A 24,431-nucleotide genomic window follows, 5' to 3' on the forward strand; every position below is an offset into this window, starting at 1 on the left:
ATTATGGTGAACTTATCAAACTTTAATGTTCCTATTGGAAAACACCCTGTAGACACCGGAAAATATTTAATTGCTACGAATGAAATTGATAAATTATGTTATATAGTAGGTAACTGGATTGATAACAGATTTCCAGGTGCCATAATTCATGGTCGCCCTCGCTTAGGGAAAACTCGTGCCATTTCCTACTTAATTAAAGTACTTCCAGATGAATTAAAGCAGAATATTCCTATGTTCCATATTAGATGTAGAACCTATAAAAGTGCGAGGGAAAGTAACTTTTTTGAAGATTTGTTAGATGGAGTTGGACATGCTGCACCTGATTTAGGAAGACCAAGTGAAAAAAGAGTCCGGTTAAAGCATTTTTTTATTAATGCAGCCGAAAAATCAAAACAAAATAAAATTGTTATTTTTATAGATGATGCACAAAAACTATCTGCCATCCAATATGACTGGTTAATGGATGTATATAATGAATTAGACGAATATGGAATTGTATTAACCACTATTTTAGTAGGACATGATGAATTAATTGACCGTAGAAAGAGATTTATTAAAAATAAGGATTTTCAAATAGTGGGTAGATTTATGAGTGATAGCTATCAGTTTAATGGATTAAGAGATGCTGAAGACTTTAAGATATTACTGGAGCAATACGATGAAGGAACTGAATTTCCTGTTAATTCAGAGGTGTCATTCACACACTATTATTACAGGGATCATTTTGAAAACGGATTTAGGCTAGTTAACTTTGCAGATGAGTTTTATGAAGTATATTTAGAACTTCAATTAGAAAAAGGATTACAAAACAATAAAGAAATACCGATGCAATACGTTACGCTTTCTATAGAATATATATTAAAAAACTATGGGTTTTTTAGTGAAAATGTTCAACTTTTAAATAAAAATCTTTTTAAAAAAGCAATTATTAATTCTGGTTACATTCAATCTGAGTTAGTTTTATTAGATGTAGATTAATGACATTTGGAGGGGTAATTTGAATAATAAAGAGTTTGTTTGGGATAGGGATTGAATCCATAGTTATTTATCCAATTGGTGTATATTCGAACGCTTTAAGTACTCGAATGCCTTAAACAATAGTGCTTTACTTCGTATTTTTGGAAACAATAATGTTCAAACAGTTAAGCGTATTGAAGGCGTAGGAGATTACCTAAGAGACCTAGTAACCTTAAGTGGAATAGATGAAGGAAAAGCTATTGAAATATTTGGGATAAACTTAAAAAGTAGAAATTCATTGATATACAAGAAATTAAAACCCATATTAGGTTTAACATATGCTTATGCCATCAGAGAGAATATTACCATTTGTCCATGTTGCATTAAATTTGGCTTTCACAGTATTTTTCATCAAATAACCCTTTTTAAAACATGTATTTTTCATACAAATGAAACATTAGTAGATAGCTGTGAAAAGTGTGGAAAGGTTTTAGGGAAGTATCTCTTGTCCAATTTTTCAAATCCACCGTTTACTTGTGCATGTGGATTTTGTTTCTTAGATAATAATAATGTAATTTCAATTTTCAGAAGTTGGAAAAACAAATTTAGAATAGAAAATGAGGAGCTATTAAACCTCCTTAGCATATACAAAAGTCAAAAAGAAACTCCGTTACTAATCCAACCAATACGTATTTTAAGAAAAAATAATGAATTCGTCCAATCCAATTTAAGTCTGTTAATTGATTATCAAAAAAATTACTACTTAAACAAAGAATTAAACGAAAATACAATTTTAAAAGAAGTATATTCTCAGAACTTTTTTTCCTCTAAAAGTGCTTTAAAAAATATAATGACCAACTACGAATACAATTTCAATTATCGTTATAACATTCGTTCATTCTTGCAAAAGGATAAGATTGACGCAGTGTTTTATGAGATTTATATGCAATCAAGAGATATTTATAAAGCCATTAAAAGATATTTAATGAAATACTATTTAAATGATCATAAGACTTGTATCCAATTAAATAATGAATTAAAAGCTAATGACTCTTTTTGTGGATTCGCTTTGGCTTTTACTTTTTGGAGAGAAGAGTTTGAAGAAATAAATTTATCTAAAAAAATAAAACAAGGCCCGGTTGAAACAAAAATATTTAACTATGAGTGTTATTTAGAAAGATTTTCTCTTTATCCTAAGGGTATTTATTCTAATTATCTAGAAGATTTATTAAATAATAGTTTTAAAATCACGCATGATTTTAATTTAATAGATATAAATCAAATTAAAAAAATAATAAATACGATGCTACCATATTTATTGCTCGAAAGGTTCGCTGAATATTTAGATTTGATATTAAATCCTACAAAATATAAATCAAACAATTATTATTTACACGATATAATACCAATGCATTTAATTATAATAGAACAACACATACAAGATACTACAATATATCACCAAAATATATTTAATAAATTAGAAAAATTAATTCAAGACATGCAAAAAGAAAAAAATATATGCGGTTTTGATAAAAATATTAAATATGAACGGTATAGAACACCATCAGAGCTTGCAATTTTAAAGATGGATCTTAATAGGGGTGAGAATATAACTAATTAATGATAATAGTGAAGTGTATCTAATACTTCTTGAAGATTACGGTGAATATAGTGTCTAGTAAAGAATCAAATATATTTACTATTTGTGGTTAAATAAAAGTAGTCTCCAATAAAATGGAGGCTACTTTTTATATAGCTAACCTTTAAGACAATTTAAAATATCATCAGCAAGCATTTTAGACCCTGCAGCACCTTTAATGTACTTTAAATTCCCTGAAGATAACCAATCAATATCTTTCAAATTTCTTAAAAGCTTTGTTAATTCAATAGAATCTGGTTGTTGGGATTTCATCGAATAGTTATCATTAATAATTTTATTCCCTACAATTGCCAATGCATTTAAACATGTAATATGTGTCATTCTATACAACTGATTATCGTCCCACTGTTCTGGAAACAAATCTTTAATTAAGTTGAAGTAAAATAAAGCCATGTTTAATTTTCTTTCTTTAGAGAGACTTGCTAAAGCAGATTTTTTAGTTAATAAATTCATGATATTATATAGATTTTGCAATGTTACGTTTTTTTCTTTAGTTCTTCTTCCTATTAAGGTCCCTTTACTAAAGAAAGGGCTCTCTGGCTTAAGAATTAAGTTTGTAGCTACCCAGCTAAGGTCATCATTATCCCTATTTAAATAACGACTTAGTGATGTACCAATACCCTTAGCTTTTGAATTAATTACATCGAATAATTTAATTTCTTCATCCTCATCTAAATAATGAAAAGCTAGGAAGGGAACGTTAAGTGTACTATCGGTTTCATTGATATATTCACTAATTCCTCCTAATCTATGTTGCCCATCCATTAATGTAGCTTTCTTAGTGCATATCAATCTCCCAAAATTTCTTCTATGTCCATCATAAGCATGAAACTCCCAATTTCCTGAGGCATTTAATAAAATTGGTGTGTAAAGAGCATCTTCACCCTGTGAAAGATAATTTGCAAAATCTTTACTTCTCTTTTTGTCTATAGGACGTTGATAGCCTTTGCCAGAAGGGTCGTTATAAAGTTTAGAGTATGAAAAATTGACTGCTATTTGAGATGATACAAAGCCTTGGTAAGTTACACGACCTCGCATCTTAGATTGTAATACATTTTCTATTGCTATATTTGAAGGTAAGTGATTACTCATAATAAGAACTCCTTAAGTTAATTTAATACCCAAACATTATAGTACTTATAAGTACATATTTCAATCAAATTTATACTATATGTAACTGTAAGGTAGTACAAAGCTCACATAGTCTAAATGTGAGGTGATTTTGTGGATAGTTTAATCAAATTAGTTGGTAGCAACATCAAGGAAATTCGGAAATTGAAAAAACTAACTCAGGAAGAATTGGCCGAAAAATGTGGTCTGCAAACTTCATATTTGGCTGGGGTTGAAAGAGGGGATAGGAATATTACTATCCAGACCCTAGAAAAGATTACTGAAGGCTTGGAAGAAGCACCTAGTAGTATTTTTAAATTTGACACACTAAATTTTGATAATAAGTACTTTGAGAAAAAAGAGTTGGTTCTGATCTTACAAAATCTAATTGAGGATAGAAATGAATCAGAAATCAGGTTGATTTTAAATATTGCGAATGAAGTATTTAATACTTATGAAAAAAAAGAGAAATAATCAAGAAATTGCTTTTAACTTCAAAAACCACTCAGTAGAGTGGTTTATTTTTATATTAAGAACAAAATAAGCATTTAATAACAATAGGGTTAAAATTATTGGTTTTTATTTTTAAGATAAATACTTGCAAATTACAAATAATTTAAAGGGAATAAAAATGAAAGAGCTGTTAGATACAGTTGTTATTGGAGGAGGGCAGGCTGAAAGTGAGCGCGTTTTTTTATTTTATAATTACCTTTTGTGTTCTAATCTGTCAAAGGCACAATATTTAACTGATAATCAATCTTAATATCCATCTTCTTGAATATTTCAATCCATTCTTTTTCATCCATTGGTTTTGAAAAAGGTTTTAATGTATGAATACCTAGCTGTAATGGATCTACCTTCAATTCTTGCATCTTTTTTATTAGCTCTTGTGTTTGTTTTTCAAGTTTGAATTGGATTTCTTTTTTCAAATCTTCTAATTCCTTTGGTTCAAAAATTTGCTTTTCTCCCCGGTATTCTTCAATTCTCGAGTCTAAATTCACTGTATAGGTCATTGTAGACAAGCTATTATTGATCTCTACTTTCGTATTAGACCTAACATGACCTAGAACAACTTCTAAATCTGGGATTGGCAGAACTGATAAGTAGTAATCATCTTTTAACAGTTGGAAGATGCGATCATCAAAAGTTGTTATTATTTCAACTAGTTTATCATTTTGAAACAGGGCTGTACCTTCATAACTGATAGCGTCATTTTCTATTTTAAATACAGGTAAGAAAGGATCTGAATAAGGCGTATATAATAAATTTTTAAATTCATGTAAATTAACAACGCTAATTTCGCCCTGATTCTTTTCCTCATAATGCTTCAGCATTCGGTAAAAAGAGTAATCAAGATTGTCTTGTTTATCCAATTGATTTTCCAAGTAACCTTCAAAATTTCCTTTTACGACAACTAAATAAATTCTTAAAGAAATATCCGGATCATTTAATAACACATTAATAATGGACATAATTCCTTCTTTACCAATGTCTTCATTAATAATCAGCATTCTCATTTGCCCAGATTTCATTTCCTGGTAAAAGTTTGAGTTAAAGACCATTAATCCTTCTTTTATTAAGCTTACTTCTCGCGTCATCACACTCTTTTTTTCTTTGCTTAGAGGAGGCAATATCGTACTAATTTTTATTTTACCTTCATCCCCTTTACGAAGTGATAAAAATGTGACTGGAGCAAGCTCTTCAATAATGTTATTTTCAGTAAATGGGGCACATCCAGTTAACCATACTGCAATAAATAAAATTGAAAATTTTTTAGCCATCTTCTTTCGTAGTATCATGTTTATGAACTCCCTTTATCTTCATAGCTACGATAATAATAATTGGAACCGCAAAATAACTTAAGCTTCCTGCAATAATTTGAAGATTAAGTAAAACAACTTGTTTTTCATCTGACTTCCAAATCCATTCATTCACAAGTAACATTCCAATAAAAATTATAAATACACTGAAAATAAAGCCTATACGACTGGAAGGTTTATACACTTTCTCGTTAACTACTTTAGATGCTCCATAAAACAACAGAAGAAAAATTGATCCCGCAAAGACGATGTTAAATAATTCTAAGGCAAGCATGACCATATCAATACGTTCAATTACTGGATTTTGAAAGTAACGGGCCATAGTGACAATTGGAAATGGGGTTTTGCTTAAATAATTGGAACCGAAATAGAATAAGGATGCCATATAAAAGGTTACATACTCTATAACGGTTAGCGCATTTCCATAAGACAAATAACGAAATGTCCTATTATTTGCTTTAAACCATGGTCCTAAAAAAACCAGAAATTCAGGCCCTGAAAAAGAAGATAATATTAATAATATTCCTTTCCAGGAATCCCTTGTTAATTCCATTGGAATAATAGGGTACAAATCACTGAGATGAGCTATTGGAGGAAAGAAGAAAAATACAAAGAATAAGAACATCCAAAATGTACAAAAAAAAGAAATTATGACAAAACGTATCGTTTTTCCAACACCCTTCCAAGCTACATACAAACAAGTCAACAGTATAAAAAAGATAAGCCAATTGGAATCTGTAGCTGGAAACATAAATATTTGTACTATTTCGGTGAAGCCTAACATAATAACGAAAAGTTTAAGCAGGATAAAGAACAGACCGACCAGAGAAAGAAAACGTACAAGTTTTTTTCCGAATAATTGGACAAATCCGTTATAACCATCGCTAGAAAACCGGGTTAAAAACCATCTGGATAAAAGAAGAATGTTTAGTTGGGACAATAAGCCGACCAATATAATAACCCAAATCATATATGGATGGATTAAATACCTCGGCATAATTAAGAAAAAGTAAAGTAATTGGAGGCGATTAACCATCAACATGATATAGAACCCGTTATAGGTTTCATTCTTATTAAATAATTGAAGGGCTTCCATCAGTTCATCTCCTAGCTTGATATCTTTTCTTCTTCAGTGGTTTAAGATGTTCCGGCCGTTCCTTCATTTTAACTAAAGGCCCTCTAATGAATAAATCAAGCCAATCTTTTCCGTAGAAAGGAGCTACAGGAGATAAATATGGCTGCCTTAGTGAAGATAATCCATTAAGGTGAGCTAAAATGATAATCATCGCAAGAACAATCCCTATAATCCCTAGAAACGAAGAACACACAAGAAGAATGAATTGAATTAATGAATTTGCCTTTGTCACAAGGTAATTAGGAACAAGAAAGGATGCGATAGTTGAAATTCCTACCATGACAATTAACACTTTACTAGCCAAACCAGCCTCAACTGCTGCTTGACCAATTACAATACCCCCAATAACCCCAAGTGTTTGACCAGTCTTTGTTGGCATCCTTAAACTTGCTTCTTTTATAATTTCAATAAAAATCAACATGATAAATGCTTCCCAAAAAGGAGTGAAAGGAAGCTTGCTCCTTGATTCCACCAAGACGAAAAGCGTTTGTAAAGGAATCATTTGATAGTGATGAGTTGTTAGTGCCACGTAGAAAGGAATTAATGTGATAGAGAGAATAAAACTTACATATCTTATGATGCGCAAAAAACTCGCAACGACCCAACGATTAATATAATCCTCTGGTGATTGGAACAAATGAAACATAGTAATAGGGGCAACTAACGCAAAAGGTGTATTGTCTACCAGGATCGTAATTTTTCCTATTCCCAGGGAATAAGCAACAACATCAGGTCGGTCAGTCTGCTGAAACTGAGGAAAAATACTGTCTGGATTTTCCTCAATAAATGCAGCTACTTGAGATGATTCAAAGAAGAGATCATAATTAATTTCTAAAATTTTCTTTTTCGCAATTGAAACAAATTCTGGATTGGTCAGTCCCTCTATGTACAATAAGACAACATTTGTCTCACTTAAAGAACCAACGGTGAACTTCTCTGTTTTCAGTTCATGTGTTGGAAGGCGTTTCCGAATAAGTGTAATATTTTGTTCAAGCTGTTCACTGAAGCTGTCCTTTGCTCCTAATAGGATGGTTTCAGTATCCGATGGTTCAATTGCACGTCCAAGCGGATTTTTTAATGGGATAGCGAACCAAAGGTTTGACGAAGAGTCAAATAACACAACAGATCCTTGAAACAGCTGCTTTTTCGCTTCATTTAAAGTAGAAATAGAGTTAATTGTTGAATGAACATAGTATTCTTGAATGGACTGTTTGGAACGATTAGATAAAGGTTTTACAATGCTTTCATTTAATCTCTCTTGGTCAATTAAGGTTCTTATGTAGATAAGAACAACATGTTGATTTTCAGAAATGTTAAGCTCGACAAATTCCGCATCATCCATTTGAACGAGGGCTTTTTTTAGAGACTCTATTGATATTTTTAATTCCACATTTGATTGAGAAACAGGCTTATTTTCATTTGATTGTATTTTCCGAAACATGTATATTCCTCATCTCTATAAAAAAATGCATCTTTGAAAGAACGGTAAAATTCCATGTTAATGCGATTTTTAGCTCCTTAAGTGTTAAGTATTTATACACCTTAACCACCTAAGACATCAAAGGTGATCCATACAACAAGGATTACGCTCCATCAATTCTTTTAACAATTGGGGATACAGGAGCATTAATGAGCTTTTAAATAATTTCACTCGAATATAACTAGCTAATACAGATCGCTGGCGTCAAATTGTAACGCTTCTATTTGCCACTATTACAACGATTTGAATGATTTAACATTTAGCTTTACCAGATACTCATGGATTTACACACCAGCTAGCTCCTTTATTAAATATCTTACGCTTTTTTCTGCTATTATTTTTGCTGACTAATGGCACTATGAATATTGCTAGTGATAAAGAATCAGGCTGGCTTGGGTGATAACGAAAATATTTAAAGATGAGTCAATAGTTCTTAACCCACGAAGTATATTGTAATATGTGTAGTCTTAGCAGGAGTTATCCTGTGTTTTTTATTATCGTCTAAGGGCTAAGTAAATGAATTTTCTTTGAAAAAGACCTTGGACAAAAAGGCATTTTTTATAGGGGAATACCATCGTATTAAGCAACATACTTTTGGTAATCGAAAAAAACATTTTATGTAAATATTAATTGAGAAGAATTATTTATATATTTTATAGTGCTAAATGCAAATTTTCATCACCAAAAATAATTGTTTGGGAACATTCAAAAAGCCACGAAACGCCTTCATATCAGCGTTTCGTGGCTTTCATTTTAAAATCGTTTGTGAGCTCGTTATTCAACTGAAGTTTTATCAGCATTTTCTTTCAAAAATTCTCTGAAATTATCTCCCCAATCACAAATGGAATTTACAACAGGTTCTAAGCGTAAACCAATTTCACTTAGTTGATACTCTACTCTAGGAGGCACAACAGGGTATACATCTCTAACAATGATTTGATCTTCTTCTAATTCCCTTAATTGTCTAATTAACATACGTTGATTGACATCGGGAAGGTATCGCTGTATTTCACTTAACCTTAAAGGAGACTGTTGGAGTAAACACCATATAATCGCTATTTTCCAACGTCCACCTATAACGGATAAAGCCAAATCTTTGCCAGTGAAAAAAGTTTTTTCTTTATAATGGATTTCCATATATTGTTACCCCTTTACTATTAATGTTTCATTTATAGTGACAAAAAAGTCAGTATTGTATAGTTTATCATAAAGTGTAATCATGGGAAAAGTAATTATTAGTAAGGAAAAGAAAGAAGGTATTCATTTGAAGAGTAGAGCTGCTGTGGCATTTAAACCAGGTGAGCCACTAGAAATTGTAGAAATAGATGTTGAAGAACCAAAGGCAAAAGAGGTATTAGTAAAAATTCTATATACTTCTGTCTGCCATACAGATGCATTTACCTTATCAGGTGATGATCCAGAAGGCGTATTTCCTGCTGTACTAGGTCATGAAGGTGCTGGGATAGTCATTGCTGTAGGTGATGAAGTTACTTTAGTAAAACCTGGGGACCATGTTATTCCACTATACACGGCTGAATGTGGAGAATGTAAATTCTGTCGTTCTGGTAAAACAAACCTATGTAGTGCAGTACGAGAAACTCAGGGTAAAGGTTTAATGCCTGACGGAACAACTCGTTTCTCATATAATGGTGAACCTATTTATCACTACATGGGAACAAGCACATTCAGTGAATATACAGTCGTGCCTGAAATCTCTTTAGCGAAAATTAACAAAGAAGCGCCGCTTGATAAAGTTGGTCTATTTGGATGCGGTGTTACTACAGGGATTGGCGCTGTACACAACACAGCAAAAGTGCAAGAAGGAGCTGTGACAGCCGTATTTGGTTTAGGAGCCATTGGATTAGCTGCTATTCAAGGTTTGGTTCAAGCAAAAGCAAGCCGAATTATTGCTATTGACTTAAAGGAGGATAAATATGAATTAGCTAAAAAAATGGGTGCAACTGATTTTCTAAATCCATCTAAATTTGATAAACCAATTCAAGAAGTCATTGTTGAAATGACGGATGGAGGAGTAGATTATAGCTTCGAGTGTATTGGAAATGTTGAAGTAATGAGGTCTGCTCTGGAATGTTGTCATAAAGGTTGGGGTGAAAGTACGATTATCGGTGTAGCAGGTGCAGGTAAAGAGATTCATACTCGTCCATTTCAACTAGTAACAGGTCGAGTATGGCGTGGTTCTGCCTTTGGAGGTGTGAAAGGCAGAACGCAGCTTCCAGGAATGGTTGATGATTATATGAATGGTGAAATCGATATCGATTCGTTTATCACACACCACTTAAACTTTACAGACATCAATGAAGCATTTGATTTACTTCATAAGGGTGAGTCCATTCGTACGATGTTAACATATGGAGAGTGAGAAAGTGAGTCTTAAACTTATTGAAAAACATCGCTCTTTCGGCGGTGAGCAATATAAATACCGTCATTATTCACAAAGTTTAAAATGTGATATGACATTTAGTATCTACTTACCAGCAAATAAAGAAGAAAAAAAAATCCCCCTAATTTGGTGGCTATCTGGCTTAACTTGTACAGATGATAATTTTAGTCAAAAAAGTGGATTTCAAAGATTAGCTGAAAAATATCAAGTGGCAGTCATTATTCCGGATACTTCACCACGTGGGGGTAATGTTGCTAATAATGAGGGATGGGATCTTGGACAAGGGGCAGGTTTTTATTTAAATGCGACACAAGATCCTTGGGCAAAGCACTATAACATGTATACGTATATAGTAGATGAATTAACTGCCATTGCGACATCTTTAATACCTCATTATTCAGGTGAACAAAGTATAATGGGTCACTCCATGGGGGGACATGGCGCATTAGTGATTGGTATGAAAAATGCTACCATATTCAAAGCGATTTCTGCCTTTTCGCCTATTTCAAATCCTAGTGAAGTCCAATGGGGAATAAATGCGTTCTCAACTTATTTAGGTGAAGATAAAGCTTCCTGGAAAGAATGGGATGCGTCAGAACTGGTCAAAGAAGCTGGTATGCCGCCTATTCTCATTACGCAAGGAACGCAAGATGAGTTTTATCCAAAACAATTAGATGAAACAAATTTTTTAAAGAATGCAAGGGAAAATAATCATTTAGTACATTACAAGAAAGCTGAAGGTTATGATCATAGTTATTTCTTTATTGCAACTTTTTTAGAGGAGCATTTCGCTTTCCATATGGAATACTTAAGATAATTTCTTTTATATCCATATTTTAGCAGAATGTGGATATTCTCAATCATTTCCTTTTGTCGTGCATTGCAGGTAACTAAATAATATATAAGAAACAGCTGAAGGGGTGAGCAAATTGGGGGCTATTTTTAAAATGGATTATAAAAAAATGTTAGTTAATGACCATGTGAAACCATACTTATTAAAAGCTCGTTATGGGATTGAAAAAGAAAGTAAACGAGTAGATTTATCCGGAAATTTAGCTAAAACGGATCATCCTAAAAGTATTTCTCAACAAGATGACCATCCGTATATTCAGCGGGATTTTTCAGAATTACAGATGGAATTAATTACACCTGTTACTGATACATTGAACGAACTTTTTGATTATTTAGCAGCAATCCATGATGTTGCTTATCGTTCTATGGGTGAGAATGAAATGCTTTGGCCATTAAGCATGCCGCCACAGTTACCAGAGAAAGACGAAGATATTGTAATGGCGAAATTGAAAAGTGCTGAAAATGTTCGATATCGACAATCATTATCGAATTCTTATGGCCGTCGTAAACAAATGCTTTGCGGTGTTCATTTTAACTTCGAGTTTGGCGATGAGTTAATTCAAGCATTATTTAACGCACAATCGGAGATTAAAGAGTATCAGCATTTTAAAACAGAGATTTATCTAAAAGCTACAAGAAACTATTTGCACTATCGATGGTTAGTTACTTATTTTTATGGAGCTTCTCCTAGAAGTGAAAAGAATTTCTTTGAAGAAAATTTATTGAATGAGGTAGTAAGAAGCATTAGAAGCAGTAAATATGGTTATACGAATTCGAAAGATGTTCAAGTGTCATATAGTAGTATACAGAATTATGTATCAGACCTTTCTTCGATGGTTAAAAGAGGGCTTCTATCAGCAGAAAGAGAATTTTATTCACCTGTCCGTTTAAGAGGAGGACATCATGTTTCAGAACTAGAGGATAACGGTATTAGATATATTGAATTGCGAAATATAGATTTAAATCCTTTTGAAACATACGGCATTAGCTATGAACAAGCAGAATTTCTCCATCTTTTCTTAATTTATTTACTATGGAAAGATGAAGGGGAAAATAGTGATGAGTGGGTAAAAATAGGAGAATGTTACAATGATATAGTGGCTCTTGAGCATCCATTAGAGCATACACAATTTGAAAAAGAAGCAAAAAAAATGATTGATGAGATGAAACATTTAGCAACAATTTTAAATTTGACTATTTCAGATACGTTATTTGTTCATCTGAAAGAAATGCTAATGGATCCAAGTAAGACTTTAGCTGGAAGACTTTTTGAAGAAAGTGAAAAATGCAGTCAACGTCAATTGGCTACGTCGATTGCTAAAGAAAATTATAAAAAATCATGGGATAAGCCATATCAATTAGCAGGATTTACTGACATGGAGTTGTCTACTCAGATTTTAATGTTTGATGCGATCCAACAAGGAATCCAAGTAGAAATCTTGGATCGACAAGACCAATTTCTGAAGCTGAAATTAAAAGAACATGTTGAATATGTAAAAAATGGTAATATGACAAGTAAAGATAATTATGTATCCACTTTAATTATGGAAAATAAAACAGTAACAAAGAAAATTCTTCAACAACATGGATTTCGTGTGCCGAAAGGGAAGGAATTTCAGACAATTGAACAGGCTTTACGTAGCTATGATCTCTTTTCCTCCAAACCTTTTGTCGTGAAGCCGAAAACAACAAACTATGGATTAGGAATATCAATCTTCAAAGAAGGCTCAAATTATGAAGATTATCAAAAAGCCATTATATTAGCATTTAAAGAAGACTCTTCCATATTAGTAGAAGAATTTCTAAAAGGAACAGAATATCGATTTTTTGTATTAGATGATCGAGTAAAAGCTGTTTTACTAAGAGTTCCTGCGAATGTTAAAGGTGACGGTAAACATACAATCGAAGAGTTAGTCATGCAAAAGAATCGTAACCCGTTAAGAGGAAGAGACCATCGGACACCTTTAGAAATTATCCAGTTAGGTGAATTAGAGAATCTTATGCTTAAAGCTCAAGGATATCAAGTCAATTCGATTCCTAAAATGGATGAAATCATCTTTCTGCGTGAAAATTCCAATATTAGTACAGGTGGAGACTCGATTAATGTGACGGATCTAATTCCTGATGATTATAAAAAAATAGCAGTGGATGCAGTAGCTTCATTGGGAGCTAAAATTTGTGGTATTGATTTGATTATTGAAAATGGTAATAAAAATGCTTATGGAATTATTGAAGCCAACTTTAATCCATCTATGTATATGCACATCTATCCATATAAAGGAGAGACTCGACGTTTAACTATGCATATCATACATTATTTATTTCCTGAACTATTGCATAGTCAGTCAAATTAGGGGCACCACTAGCGAAATGCGGATTTCCGACGTTAAGCTGTTGAGTGACAAGTGATAATAAAGTAATTTGATGTTCCAATCTCAAATATTTAAAACCACGTCCTGAGTAAGGACGTGGTTTTAAATGCTGTGTATATAATGCTATACTATGCAAATGTTAAACGATTGAACGATTATGTGATAATTAATTTCGTTTTTCCTTATAGTTTATGGATCGCAGATAAGACACTTTGTTTATTTGTAAACGGTTATGATAGATTAAGATTAGTGTGAGAGCAATCGAGTTGACCAAAGGTACGTGAGACTGAATGTCACTGCGTTTTACATCACTCTGATTTAGTGGTAAATACTTAAAATACAGTATGTACAGGGAAAAATAAGAATGTCCGGACATTCTTGTCCTTTTTATTTTTTAAAAAAATGTACTGTCTGGACTTTCTTGTCCTTTTTAGCTTTTGAAATTGTGAGTTTGTCTGTATTTTCTTGTCCAAAAAGTAGGGAATTATCTTACGTCTGGACTTTCTTGTCCAAAATGTCTGTAGTTTCTTGTCCGTATACACATTAAAACCGATCTTTATGGGTAGTTGACGTATCCAAGCACTCCTCCACGCAAAATAATTTTAGTTTACATAATATAAATTATAGGAAGTTATGTTTCATAGTTAAGTATACTTATGATAGTGAGACAGAATAGATGTTCTTGGACATCAAAGTCTAAACTTTACTTCAGTGTCAAAAAGTTTAGACTTTGATGTCTTCTTTATTTATTTCGTATAGGATTGTTTTAATGACTATAAAAATGAAAAAAATCCATGATAACTTGATTGATTAAGATCAGTTTTTAATTCATCCATTTTTTTCGTAATTGTACATTTGTCGTGTTAATTTGACATCCCTAAACACAATTTATAAATCATCAAATATGTTTATTTTATTGCTTTATAGACTTTATGTCCTTTTCTAATAGAAAAAATAAACTCAGCTAATTGTTTAATCAACTGAGTTTATTTTGCGTTGTATTTAGTTTTTAGACAATGCTTTCATATCTGCTACGATTGTTTCAACCGGTACATCTGTCGTGCCATCATAATCTTTTACGACAACACCATCAGCATTTACTAAATAAAAACTCGACATATGTACTACTTGATCAGAATTCGGATCATTTTTTACTAATGAATTAAATGATTTTCGCGCAAATTGCTCAATATATACTTGCTTATAACCAGTCAGCAGCTGCCATTTGCTATCATCAACAACCGAGTACGTTTTTAAATAATTTTTTAATACTTCAGGTGTGTCAACTTCTGGATCTACGCTAAATGCTACGATTTGATAGTCCTTTACGCCTTCATCTTCTAATGACTTTTGCACATCTGTCATATTATATGTCATCGGCGGACAAATCGAATTGCAATTTGTAAATATGAACATGGCTAACCAAGGCTTTCCTTTAAAGCTATCAAGGTTCACTTGCTCATTGTTTTGATTTGTAAAAGAAAAATCTTGTACGTCAATACTCATTTCAGGTTCAAATTTATAACTACCACAAGCTGTTAATAAACTACTTATTACTAGTAATCCAACTAGTACGATCCATTTCCTTCTTAACAAAGTGTACACTTCCCTCCAACTTATCATCGTTTTTTATTGTATAAATTATAGATTACAAATACAAGATAATGGTCTTGAATCTTTTCCTTCTTTATGTCAAACTCCTTCATTTGTATGTTTTTGGCAGCTTTAAACCCATTTTATGCCATCTTATTAAAAGTTTTTTTAAAAATTTTTTCAGCATTTTTTTACTAATTTTCTTATTTCCCAAGACATCATATAATTGTTATATAACAAGGTTTTTTTGCTATTCATTTATAGACTCTCTTTTATAGAAAAATAAGGAAAACACTAAATTTCTCTTTTAAGTTCATTTTTTCTTTTACATTCAAAATTATTATCAATAAGCTATTTCAACAATACTATTTCAAGAGTGAAATGCGTTCTCTTTCATACAGATAATTTCTATTAAATCCTTATTATTTCTACTTTATTTCGACTATCTAAATTTGACTAAAAATTTGAAAAACTAAAATTTTAGTATTGCATTATAGGATTCTTCCTCATAAAATAAGTGAATATAACGACGAGACAAAAAGAAATATGTCGTTTTAAACAGCAATATATAACTTTAGGGGGAATAATAATGGCTAACATTACTGAGAACAAAAACGTACAATCAGTTGACTATAATGCAATTGAAGCTATGGAATCGTTCAACAACTTCGTAAAAAAGAAAAATACTTTCCTTTTTTCGATCACAGCAGGGTTTTTAATTCTTTATATTTTACTACCAATCCTTGCTTTCCAGCCTGTACTACAACAAAAAGTTATTGGTAGTATTACGGGCGTTTGGATTTATTCAGCAGGACTTTTCATCATGACAATTGTTCTTTGTACAGTATATGTAAAAAAAGCTTCTTCATTCGATAAAGCTGCAGCTGCAGTTCTTGCAGAGTATCAAGCGAAAGGTGGAAAATAAATGAATTTAGTATCAGTAGGATTCTTCTTAGGAATCGTAGGTTTAACATTAATCGTTACGTATATCGCTGCGAAGCGTACTTCTTCTGCCAGTGATTTCTATACTGCCGGTGGTGGATTAAAAGGATGGCAAAATGGCTTTGCGATTGCTGGTGACTACTTATCAGCGGCTGCATTTCTAGGGGTTTCAGGTGCTATCGCATTAACTGGTTTTGATGGTTTCTTCTTCTCAGTAGGTTATGTTGTTGCGAACTTAGTTTTACTATATGTAATTGCAGAACCAATGCGTAATTTAGGACGCTATACATTAGCCGATATGTTAACAGCTCGCTTTAATGAAAAACGTATTCGTGGAGTAGCTGCTACAGGCACAATTATTATCGTTATTCTTTATATGATTGCTCAATTAGTAGGTGCAGGTGCTCTTATTAAATTATTATTTGGTATTGAGTATTGGGTTGCGGTGTTAATTGTAGGCGTTATGATGACTACTTATGTATTATTTGGTGGTATGACGGCTACTTCATGGGTTCAAATTATTAAAGCTGGACTTTTACTATTTGGGACAGGTTTATTAGCAACACTGGTATTAATGAAATTCGATTTCTCTTTAGTGAAAATGTTTGATACGATTTCAACTGATCACGGCGATAAGTTTTTAGTGCCAGGTATGAAATACTCAAGTTCAATTGACTCTGTTTCAATGATGATGGCACTAGTATTAGGTACTTCAGGTTTACCACATATCCTAATGCGCTTCTTTACTGTTAAAGATGCAAAGACAGCTCGTGCTTCTATTTCTTGGACAACTTGGATTACAGCAATTTTCTTCTCATTAACAATTTTCTTAGGTTTTGGCGCTATGCACTTTGTAGGGCTTGATAAAATCATCGCTGAAAGTAAAGCTGGAAATACGGCTGCTCCACTATTAGCTGAATTCCTTGGCGGCGATGTGCTTATGTCATTTATTTGTGCGGTTGCATTTGCAACAATCTTAGCGGTAGTTTCAGGACTAGTATTAACAGGTGCATCTGCAATTTCTCATGATATTTATGGTGAGATTATTAAAAATGGTAAATTAACTGAAAAGCAACAAGTTTTAGCTGCTCGTACAGGCTCAATTTCAATTGCCATTGTATCGATTATCCTTGCATTATTTGCACAAAGTTTAAACGTTTCATTCTTAGTATCATTTGCATTTTGTATCGGGGCTTCTGCCAACCTACCTGTTATTTTATATACAATTTACTGGAAAAAATTCAATTCAACTGGTGCAGTAACTGCCATGGTAACAGGTTTAGTTTCATGTTTAGTTCTAGGTGCTATGGGTCCGAACGTTTGGAGTCCAGTTGAAGGTGCAGCAATCTTTGTTGGAAATCCACTAGTGCCACTTGCAGTTCCAGCAATTATCACGATCCCTCTTGGCTTTATTGCTGGCTACTTAGGTTCTGTTCTTTCATCTAACAAAGTATCTCAGGCTGAGGCGGATCGTATTTACAAAGAAATCCGTGTAAAAGCAAATACAGGGGTATCTGTTTCAGATATTTCCCATTAATCAGATTAAGGTTTTAACGACCCCTTTTTATAGTAAAAAAAGACTCGACTTCGGTCGGGTTTTTTCTTTTTTTATTATAAAAAATTAAACATTTTACTTATCGAACAATACTATTCTTTTTCCAAAAATAAGAAAATAACCAATTTTCACTAGAGAAATAGTGTTTATTTTTTCTAGAAAAAACGCATTTTTTCTCGGTTATTACAACTGATTTTTTGTCAAGAACCTAGTAATATCATCATCTTATAAATTTATCTGAATTTTCGAAAACCCTTTAATTTCTAGGCTTTGTCATGTATTTTCTGTTTAAAGTCTATTTTTCAGAAAATTTTTTTACATAATTTTTCTGAAATGTATTGCAATTTCGTGAACTGTCTCATAAAATTAAGATGTGAATTCACTAAAGTAGCAAAAAATAGTATTTAAGCAGTAAAAATAAACACAAAATGGGGAATGTTTATGGCGAACAATCAAGCAAGCAAAAGCATTGTTATTGATTATGATGCAATTGCAAAACAAGAATCGTTTAAAGCACTTGTAAGAAAAAAGAATGCCTTTTTATGGTCAATCACTGTATTCTTTTTAGCAGCTTACATGTTGCTACCTATTCTTACATCTTACACAACAATCCTACACCAAAAGGCTATTGGGGAAGTCACTTGGGTATGGATTTACGCAGCAGGATTATTCATCATGACTTGGAGTTTATGTCATCTATATGTTGCGAAAGCAAATAGCTATGACAAAGAAGCAAAAGCAATTATAGCTGAATATGAAAACGGAGGTGGCCGCCTATGAGCTTTATCGCAATATTTTTCTTCGTAGCAATTGTTGGTCTTACATTAGTTATTACATGGTGGGCATCTAAACGTACTTCTTCTGCAAGTGATTTCTACACAGCAGGCGGTGGTTTAACAGGCTGGCAAAATGGACTAGCTATTGCTGGTGACTACTTATCAGCAGCTTCTTTCTTAGGGATCGCTGGTGCCGTTGCATTATTCGGATTTGATGGATTCTTCTTCTCTATTGGTTATTTAGTAGCTTACTTAGTGGTGCTATATATCGTAGCTGAGCCATTACGTAACCTTGGTAAATTTACATTAGCGGACATGATTACAGCACGTTTTAATAATTCTAAAGTTCGTGGTACAGCAGCTCTAAGTACCATTACAATTGTATTATTCTACATGATTGCACAACTAGTTGGTGCAGGCGCACTTATTCAATTACTTTTAGGAATTGACTATTGGGTTGCAGTATTAATCGTTGGTGTTATGATGACTACTTATGTTTTATTCGGTGGTATGACTGCAACTTCTTGGGTACAAATTATTAAAGCTTGTCTATTAATGTTAGGTACTGTCATTATTTCGTTCTTAGTATTAAAAGAGTTTGGCTTCAGTATTTCAACAATGTTTACAGAAATGTCTACTGCTACTGACAGCGGTGCGGCATACTTAAACCCTGGACTTAAGTATACAAACGGTATTGATACAATTTCTGTTTTAATTGCCCTTGTATTAGGTACTGCAGGTCTTCCACATATCTTAATGCGTTTCTTCACAGTAAAAGATGCAAAAACAGCTCGTTCTTCAGTTATTTGGGCTACTTGGATTGTAGGTCTATTCTATGTATTAACAATCTTCTTAGGCTTCGGTGCTGCTGCATTCGTTGGTAAAGAAGACATTATCGCTGCAAACGCGGCTGGTAACATGGCTGCTCCACTTCTTGCAGAAGCACTTGGTGGCGACATTCTGTTCTCATTCGTTTGTGCAGTAGCATTCGCAACAATCTTAGCGGTAGTAGCAGGTCTTGTACTTTCAGGTGCATCTGCCCTATCACATGATATTTATGGTCAAATTATTAAAAAAGGTAAGATTACAGAAAAAGAGCAAGTACTTGCTGCTCGTATCGGTTCTATTACAATCTCTATAGTATCAATCCTTCTTGCACTTGGTGCACAAACATTAAACGTTGCGTTCTTAGTATCACTAGCATTCTGTATTGCTGGTTCAGCAAACTTACCAGTAATTATTTACACAATTTATTGGAAACGCTTTAATACGGCTGGTGCAGTAACAGCGATGTTAACAGGTTTAATTTCTGCTTTAATACTTGTAGCTGTATCTCCAAACGTTTGGAATCCAGTTGAAGGTAAAGCAATCTTCGTAGGTAATCCGTTAATTATGTTAACGAATCCTGCAATAATTTCTGTACCACTTGGTTTCCTAGGTGGTTTCATCGGAACGTTACTTTCTAAAGAATCTGATGATGCGAAATATCGTGAAGTTGATGTAAAAGCAAACACTGGTATTTCAGTTCAAGACGTCTCTCACTAATACTATCACTAAAACCCCGTAAACTTTATGCTTACGGGGTTTTACTTTTCTCCCTCTTTTCGGTAATATATTGGTAATGTGAAATGGAGGGATTAGCATGGCACTATCTAAAGCTAAAAAGAAACGTATGCATTTAAAACGGACGCAAGGTAAGGATGTTGAAAAAAAACGTCAAACTGCCCCTTTTAGTACGCATGAGCGCGTGACAAAAACGAAGCATGCTACATTAGAACACAATAGAACAAAACATAGGAAACAGCCACACGGAGACGATTACTCGCTCTAAATGTGGCTGTTTTTGTCGTGTCTTTATAAATCGTAAAATAATTTTGTGTTTCGTGTCAAAGTATTGGCCGCTTCTTGCGTTGTTATACCTTTAAGCGTTGCAATGACTTCAATACTTTTAGCCATCATAGACGGCGATGTTCGAGCCTTGTCAAAAGGTCCTTCAAATGGCCAAGGTCCATCCGTTTCCACCATCATCAGTTCCAATGGATACTTTGTAATCAAATCTTGTATTTCCGCTTCATAAACACAATCAGGCGTAATGGAAATATAATAACCATTATGTATCATGCGCACAATTGCCTCTTCACTTCCCTTGAACCAATGAAAATGAGCTTTCTTTACACCATGTTTCTCAAGTAAATCACAAGCGATGAGTGCATCCTCATAAACAGCATGTAACACTATCGGTTTGTGAAGTTCTTGCGCTAACAAAATAAATTGTTCTAATAACGCAATATAAGGGCGTTCATCCAATACATGCGTCTGTTTTCGATAATAAGGTAAACCAACCTCTCCAACAGCAATCATCTCACTTGCGTGCAGTCGTATCCAATTAAATAAAGCTTCTTTCTCCTTATCATTAGGCAACGACTGTTCAGGATGAAAACCATATGCTGCCTTGACCTTCGCATAGGCTCTCGATAACTTCAGCGTTTTCTCACAAGATTGTAAGTCCGTACTGACCGCTATAACCGTTTGCGCCTCATCAAGTAGCAAAGGTACTTCTTCTTCTTGATACTGATCTAAATGAATATGTGCATCAATCAACATATGCATCGTCCTTTTCTTCCTTTAAATACTGAAAAAGTTGTTGTTTTAACTGTGTAAATTGAGTGGAATGACGAATTTCCTCGGAACGTGGTCGTGCAAACGGCACAATGATTTCTTCCTTAACCGTCGCTGGACGTTTCGTTAATACAATAATACGATCCGCTAAAAATAGCGCTTCTTCAATACTATGTGTCACGAATAGGATAGATTTTTTATGTTCCTCCCAAATAGATAACAACCATGCTTGCATTTCTAATCTTGTAAACTCATCGAGCGCTGAAAAAGGTTCATCTAAGCATAGTATCGGTTTCCCGCTGACGATAGCACGCAAAAATGATACACGTTGCTGCATGCCTCCTGATAATGCATGCGGATAAGCATTTTCAAACGAAGCAAGACCAACCTTTTCTAGCCACGCTTTGGCAAGCTCTTTATTCGGACGACGCTGCAATTCTTCAACAATCATGACATTTTCTAAAATCGTCCGCCACGGTAATAAGCAAGGTTGTTGGGGCATATAGCCAATGCTACCTGTTTTTCGTTGAATATTGTCTCCATTTAACAAAATAGCGCCGCGATCGACAGGCGTTATTCCTCCTATCAATTGAAAGAGTGTGCTTTTTCCGCTACCTGAAGGACCAATGATTGCCACAAATTCACCTTCCTGTACGGTAAAGGATAAATTATACACTACTTCAAGCGAGCCAAAGGACTTAGATATGTCTTGAATGTTCAGCATGTGCGCCCCTCCCCTTTACAACAAGCTTTTCTACAAAACGAATCACACTAAATAACAATAAACTTAATAAGACAATCGCAAATATCGCTACAAAGACGCGATCCGTTCGAAACGATGATTGTGCGAGCGTCATATAAACACCAATTCCCTTTTTTGCACCAAGCCATTCAGCAATGACCGCTCCCATCACACTATAGGTCGCCGCAATCTTAATACCGGAAAAGATAGATGGATACGCATAAGGCCATTCTAATTTCCAAAATGTTTGCCCCTTCGTAGCACCAATCATTGCAAAATAATGTTTAAGCTCAGGAGAGGTTTGGCGAAACCCATCCATCGCCGCGATAACGATTGGAAAGAAGCAAACGAGACAAATAATAATCAGCTTGGGTAACAGGCCAAAGCCAAACCAAATAATTAATAATGGCGCTAAAACGAGCACTGGCACATTTTGAGACACAATAAGAATCGGATAAACAAACGCTCTAATGGTTGATGAGCGATGTAAAAATACCGCAACGCTTAAGCCGCACATCACACCAATAGCAAGCCCTAATAATGCTAGCTGAATCGTGGCCCAAACATGGGGAATAAACGTTGAATACGATTCAATACCTTCAATCATAATGGCACTTGGCGCTGGCAATAGCCAATGCGGGATATCAGCTACACGTATAATAAGTTCCCATATGAATAAGAGGAAGGCGATAAAAATAATCGACCTTCCTTTCAGCATTACCTGTTTCACCCTCGATATTTCTCCGTTAATGTTCCCATTGTAATACCAGCTGGCTGATATAAAATTTTCACTTGTGTAATAACATTGATAGCGCCTAAGTCAATCATCTTTTTATTCATCTCTTCAATAATTTGTAACAAAGTGGATAATTCACCCTCCATTGTTGTTTCCAGTGGATGCACCTCATAGTGCACACCGGAAGCATCGATTACAGCTATTGCCGCATCTACAAATGGGATCACATCCTCATATTTTTCTGTTTTAGGTATGATTTGTACACTAATTAATGAATTCGCCATTTATTTTGCTCCTTTCTTTGGTAAGAAGTCGTTTGTAAATGCTTGTTGTGCATTAAAGTCGCCTTCTAAAACGTTATTCTGTGTCATCCAGTCCGCATAGTTTTCCCAAACTGCTAACTTTTGTTCTCCCCATTGCGCCGCATCATCTTGATATTTACCCGCTAACCATTCCTGACTTTTATGCACAAGCTCTTTATCCAAATCAGGTACCGCTTCAAGTAAAATATCAGCCGCTTCACTCGGATGCGCTATCGCATATTCATAGCCTTTGGCAGTAGCTGCGACAAATGCCTTTACGACATCAGGATTATCCTTTATCATTTTTTCATTCGTTGCCAATACAGGTGTGTAATAATCAAGCTGCTCACTATAGTCGGTTAAATACTGCATATTTAACTTTTCCCCACGAAGTTCTGCCTCAATACCTGTCCAAGCATAATAAATCCACGCAAAATCAATATCCTTTTGCATCATTGTGAAAAAGTCGATATCTCCCGCATTGACGATATCTAATTTGTTTATATCAGCATTTTCTGTTTGCATCAGTGACTGTAAAACAGCTTGTTCCACTGGAGCACCCCAGCCACCATAGGTTTTTCCTTCGTAATCTTTTGGTGATGTAATGCCTTTTGAAGCGAGTGATGCAAAACCTGAAGTATTATGTTGAATAATTGCCGCAATCGATACAAGTGGTACACCTTGTACACGAGCTTGCGTAATGCCTTCTTGGATGCTTACGCCAAACTCTGATTTCCCAGACGCCACAAGCTGATCAGCACCTGCATCACCTGGTAAAATAATCTCTACGTCTAAGCCTTGCTCTTTAAAATAGCCAAGCTTTTGCGCCACATAAAGTCCCGTATGATTCGTATTAGGTGTCCAGTCCAGTACAACTGATACTTTTTTTTCTGAACTGGCTTCCTCTTTTTTGTCTTCTTTTGCGCTACACCCAACTAATGTAATTAGTGCAGCAACCATAATGATTAACCATTTTTTCATGCTATATCCTCCTAGCAAGTAATTTGAAAGTGTTCATGATTGAATGTTTCACCAGAAGAAAAGCGTATGCTGTTTTTAATCCGTTTGCAGACGATGCTCATTGTTTTCTATCTGCTTAAGGGAATTCATCATCCTTAAACAAAAAACGCCTAGGAATTATCCCAGACGTTTGCAAACGGTATCAAAAAATAGTGTACGAATATTTTTGAATAGATGTTCCCTACGCTGGTACGAGCCAAATCAGGTTCAAAGGGTCAGCATCTGAACGGACGCAATCTCAGCTGGCAACTTCCAGCCCCCCTACATTCTTAACTTATGAACTTTTCGTTGATTATTATACCCCTATCTATCTTCAAATGACAAGCTCGTATTTTTAAACCTTTAAAATCAGCCTTGCT

22 protein-coding genes and 1 riboswitch are annotated in these 24,431 nt (G+C 34.1%); of the genes, 11 read left to right on the forward strand and 11 right to left on the reverse strand.

Going from position 1 to position 24,431, the window contains the following annotated elements:
* Window positions 1-3: 3 nt before the first annotated feature.
* Entirely contained in the window at window positions 4-978 is a 975-nt protein-coding gene (locus tag LS41612_RS12415) for an AAA family ATPase (protein ID WP_024361761.1), read from the forward strand.
* A 277-nt stretch (window positions 979-1,255) separates the two neighbouring features.
* Complete coding sequence (locus LS41612_RS12420) at window positions 1,256-2,578, forward strand: hypothetical protein (protein ID WP_024361762.1); 1,323 nt, start codon at window positions 1,256-1,258, stop codon at window positions 2,576-2,578.
* Window positions 2,579-2,713: 135 nt separating this feature from the next.
* On the opposite strand, the gene LS41612_RS12425 is transcribed toward LS41612_RS12420, so the two are convergent.
* Window positions 2,714-3,709, reverse strand: a complete 996-nt coding sequence (locus LS41612_RS12425; RefSeq protein ID WP_024361763.1) for a DGQHR domain-containing protein — start codon at window positions 3,707-3,709, stop codon at window positions 2,714-2,716.
* Window positions 3,710-3,841: 132 nt separating this feature from the next.
* On the opposite strand from LS41612_RS12425, the gene LS41612_RS12430 reads away from it, so the two are divergent.
* Window positions 3,842-4,201, forward strand: a complete 360-nt coding sequence (locus LS41612_RS12430) for a type II toxin-antitoxin system RelB family anti-toxin (protein ID WP_024361764.1) — start codon at window positions 3,842-3,844, stop codon at window positions 4,199-4,201.
* A 245-nt stretch (window positions 4,202-4,446) separates the two neighbouring features.
* Here LS41612_RS12430 and LS41612_RS12435 read toward each other — a convergent pair whose 3' ends face one another.
* The 4 genes from LS41612_RS12435 to LS41612_RS12450 all read right to left on the reverse strand — a co-directional run bounded on the left by LS41612_RS12435 (window position 4,447) and on the right by LS41612_RS12450 (window position 9,299).
* The gene (locus tag LS41612_RS12435; RefSeq protein ID WP_029747161.1) at window positions 4,447-5,526 is read right to left on the reverse strand and encodes a Ger(x)C family spore germination protein; all 1,080 of its coding nucleotides are present in this window, start codon (window positions 5,524-5,526) and stop codon (window positions 4,447-4,449) included.
* A complete protein-coding gene (locus LS41612_RS12440; RefSeq protein ID WP_024361766.1) occupies window positions 5,501-6,643 on the reverse strand; it encodes a GerAB/ArcD/ProY family transporter in 1,143 nt (380 codons plus the stop codon). The genes LS41612_RS12435 and LS41612_RS12440 overlap by 26 nt, the downstream gene beginning before the upstream one ends.
* 4 nt (window positions 6,644-6,647) lie before the next feature.
* A complete protein-coding gene (locus LS41612_RS12445; protein WP_024361767.1) occupies window positions 6,648-8,123 on the reverse strand; it encodes a spore germination protein in 1,476 nt (491 codons plus the stop codon).
* A gap of 813 nt (window positions 8,124-8,936) precedes the next feature.
* The gene (locus tag LS41612_RS12450) at window positions 8,937-9,299 is read right to left on the reverse strand and encodes a winged helix-turn-helix transcriptional regulator (RefSeq protein ID WP_024361768.1); all 363 of its coding nucleotides are present in this window, start codon (window positions 9,297-9,299) and stop codon (window positions 8,937-8,939) included.
* 127 nt (window positions 9,300-9,426) lie between these two features.
* Here LS41612_RS12450 and LS41612_RS12455 point away from each other — a divergent pair, with 127 nt between their 5' ends.
* From LS41612_RS12455 to gshAB, 3 genes are all read left to right on the forward strand, one after another.
* Window positions 9,427-10,542 carry an S-(hydroxymethyl)glutathione dehydrogenase/class III alcohol dehydrogenase gene (locus tag LS41612_RS12455; protein WP_024361769.1) on the forward strand — a complete coding sequence of 372 codons (1,116 nt, stop codon included), beginning with the start codon at window positions 9,427-9,429 and terminating at the stop codon, window positions 10,540-10,542.
* 4 nt (window positions 10,543-10,546) lie between these two features.
* Entirely contained in the window at window positions 10,547-11,380 is an 834-nt protein-coding gene (gene fghA / locus LS41612_RS12460; RefSeq protein ID WP_024361770.1) for an S-formylglutathione hydrolase, read from the forward strand.
* Window positions 11,381-11,510: 130 nt separating this feature from the next.
* Window positions 11,511-13,769: a bifunctional glutamate--cysteine ligase GshA/glutathione synthetase GshB gene (gshAB, locus tag LS41612_RS12465; RefSeq protein WP_024361771.1), complete on the forward strand. Its 2,259-nt coding sequence runs from the start codon at window positions 11,511-11,513 to the stop codon at window positions 13,767-13,769.
* A 1,020-nt stretch (window positions 13,770-14,789) separates the two neighbouring features.
* Here gshAB and LS41612_RS12470 read toward each other — a convergent pair.
* Complete coding sequence (locus tag LS41612_RS12470) at window positions 14,790-15,410, reverse strand: SCO family protein (protein ID WP_029747163.1); 621 nt, start codon at window positions 15,408-15,410, stop codon at window positions 14,790-14,792.
* 559 nt (window positions 15,411-15,969) lie between these two features.
* Between LS41612_RS12470 and LS41612_RS12475 the strand changes: the two genes are divergently transcribed.
* The 5 genes from LS41612_RS12475 to brfA all read left to right on the forward strand — a co-directional run bounded on the left by LS41612_RS12475 (window position 15,970) and on the right by brfA (window position 20,484).
* A complete protein-coding gene (locus LS41612_RS12475; protein WP_024361773.1) occupies window positions 15,970-16,305 on the forward strand; it encodes a DUF485 domain-containing protein in 336 nt (111 codons plus the stop codon).
* The gene (locus LS41612_RS12480; RefSeq protein ID WP_024361774.1) at window positions 16,306-17,859 is read left to right on the forward strand and encodes a solute symporter family protein; all 1,554 of its coding nucleotides are present in this window, start codon (window positions 16,306-16,308) and stop codon (window positions 17,857-17,859) included.
* 459 nt (window positions 17,860-18,318) lie between these two features.
* Window positions 18,319-18,657, forward strand: a complete 339-nt coding sequence (locus LS41612_RS12485; RefSeq protein WP_024361775.1) for a DUF485 domain-containing protein — start codon at window positions 18,319-18,321, stop codon at window positions 18,655-18,657.
* Window positions 18,654-20,198, forward strand: a complete 1,545-nt coding sequence (locus tag LS41612_RS12490) for a solute symporter family protein (RefSeq protein ID WP_024361776.1) — start codon at window positions 18,654-18,656, stop codon at window positions 20,196-20,198. The genes LS41612_RS12485 and LS41612_RS12490 overlap by 4 nt, the downstream gene beginning before the upstream one ends.
* A 97-nt stretch (window positions 20,199-20,295) precedes the next feature.
* Window positions 20,296-20,484 (forward strand): ribosome rescue factor BrfA, encoded by a 189-nt coding sequence (brfA, locus tag LS41612_RS12495; RefSeq protein WP_024361777.1) that lies wholly within the window; start codon window positions 20,296-20,298, stop codon window positions 20,482-20,484.
* A 23-nt stretch (window positions 20,485-20,507) separates the two neighbouring features.
* On the opposite strand, the gene LS41612_RS12500 is transcribed toward brfA, so the two are convergent.
* The 5 genes from LS41612_RS12500 to LS41612_RS12520 are packed head-to-tail and all read right to left on the reverse strand — an operon-like array spanning window position 20,508 to window position 24,033.
* The gene (locus LS41612_RS12500; RefSeq protein WP_036204930.1) at window positions 20,508-21,257 is read right to left on the reverse strand and encodes a TatD family hydrolase; all 750 of its coding nucleotides are present in this window, start codon (window positions 21,255-21,257) and stop codon (window positions 20,508-20,510) included.
* The gene (locus LS41612_RS12505; RefSeq protein ID WP_024361779.1) at window positions 21,247-21,996 is read right to left on the reverse strand and encodes an ABC transporter ATP-binding protein; all 750 of its coding nucleotides are present in this window, start codon (window positions 21,994-21,996) and stop codon (window positions 21,247-21,249) included. Before LS41612_RS12505 ends, LS41612_RS12500 begins: the two co-directional genes overlap by 11 nt.
* Window positions 21,971-22,732 carry an ABC transporter permease gene (locus LS41612_RS12510; RefSeq protein WP_051147716.1) on the reverse strand — a complete coding sequence of 254 codons (762 nt, stop codon included), beginning with the start codon at window positions 22,730-22,732 and terminating at the stop codon, window positions 21,971-21,973. Before LS41612_RS12510 ends, LS41612_RS12505 begins: the two co-directional genes overlap by 26 nt.
* An 8-nt stretch (window positions 22,733-22,740) precedes the next feature.
* A complete protein-coding gene (locus tag LS41612_RS12515; RefSeq protein ID WP_024361781.1) occupies window positions 22,741-23,034 on the reverse strand; it encodes a thiamine-binding protein in 294 nt (97 codons plus the stop codon).
* Window positions 23,035-24,033: an ABC transporter substrate-binding protein gene (locus LS41612_RS12520; RefSeq protein ID WP_024361782.1), complete on the reverse strand. Its 999-nt coding sequence runs from the start codon at window positions 24,031-24,033 to the stop codon at window positions 23,035-23,037.
* Window positions 24,034-24,233: 200 nt separating this feature from the next.
* A riboswitch (TPP riboswitch) is annotated at window positions 24,234-24,345 on the reverse strand.
* Window positions 24,346-24,431 lie beyond the last annotated feature (86 nt).

It is taken from the genome of Lysinibacillus sphaericus, from assembly GCF_002982115.1.
Taxonomy (GTDB): Bacteria; Bacillota; Bacilli; order Bacillales_A; family Planococcaceae; genus Lysinibacillus; species Lysinibacillus sphaericus.

Coding starts and splice junctions, on each gene's coding strand:
- LS41612_RS12415 (WP_024361761.1), top strand. CDS start 4: ATGGTGAACTTATCAAACTTTAATGTTCCTATTGGAAAACACCCTGTA.
- LS41612_RS12425 (WP_024361763.1), bottom strand. CDS start 3,709: ATGAGTAATCACTTACCTTCAAATATAGCAATAGAAAATGTATTACAA.
- LS41612_RS12435 (WP_029747161.1), bottom strand. CDS start 5,526: ATGATACTACGAAAGAAGATGGCTAAAAAATTTTCAATTTTATTTATT.
- LS41612_RS12440 (WP_024361766.1), bottom strand. CDS start 6,643: ATGGAAGCCCTTCAATTATTTAATAAGAATGAAACCTATAACGGGTTC.
- LS41612_RS12445 (WP_024361767.1), bottom strand. CDS start 8,123: ATGTTTCGGAAAATACAATCAAATGAAAATAAGCCTGTTTCTCAATCA.
- LS41612_RS12450 (WP_024361768.1), bottom strand. CDS start 9,299: ATGGAAATCCATTATAAAGAAAAAACTTTTTTCACTGGCAAAGATTTG.
- gshAB (WP_024361771.1), top strand. CDS start 11,511: ATGGATTATAAAAAAATGTTAGTTAATGACCATGTGAAACCATACTTA.
- LS41612_RS12470 (WP_029747163.1), bottom strand. CDS start 15,410: ATGATAAGTTGGAGGGAAGTGTACACTTTGTTAAGAAGGAAATGGATC.
- LS41612_RS12475 (WP_024361773.1), top strand. CDS start 15,970: ATGGCTAACATTACTGAGAACAAAAACGTACAATCAGTTGACTATAAT.
- LS41612_RS12480 (WP_024361774.1), top strand. CDS start 16,306: ATGAATTTAGTATCAGTAGGATTCTTCTTAGGAATCGTAGGTTTAACA.
- LS41612_RS12485 (WP_024361775.1), top strand. CDS start 18,319: ATGGCGAACAATCAAGCAAGCAAAAGCATTGTTATTGATTATGATGCA.
- LS41612_RS12490 (WP_024361776.1), top strand. CDS start 18,654: ATGAGCTTTATCGCAATATTTTTCTTCGTAGCAATTGTTGGTCTTACA.
- brfA (WP_024361777.1), top strand. CDS start 20,296: ATGGCACTATCTAAAGCTAAAAAGAAACGTATGCATTTAAAACGGACG.
- LS41612_RS12500 (WP_036204930.1), bottom strand. CDS start 21,257: ATGTTGATTGATGCACATATTCATTTAGATCAGTATCAAGAAGAAGAA.
- LS41612_RS12505 (WP_024361779.1), bottom strand. CDS start 21,996: ATGCTGAACATTCAAGACATATCTAAGTCCTTTGGCTCGCTTGAAGTA.
- LS41612_RS12510 (WP_051147716.1), bottom strand. CDS start 22,732: ATGCTGAAAGGAAGGTCGATTATTTTTATCGCCTTCCTCTTATTCATA.
- LS41612_RS12515 (WP_024361781.1), bottom strand. CDS start 23,034: ATGGCGAATTCATTAATTAGTGTACAAATCATACCTAAAACAGAAAAA.
- LS41612_RS12520 (WP_024361782.1), bottom strand. CDS start 24,033: ATGAAAAAATGGTTAATCATTATGGTTGCTGCACTAATTACATTAGTT.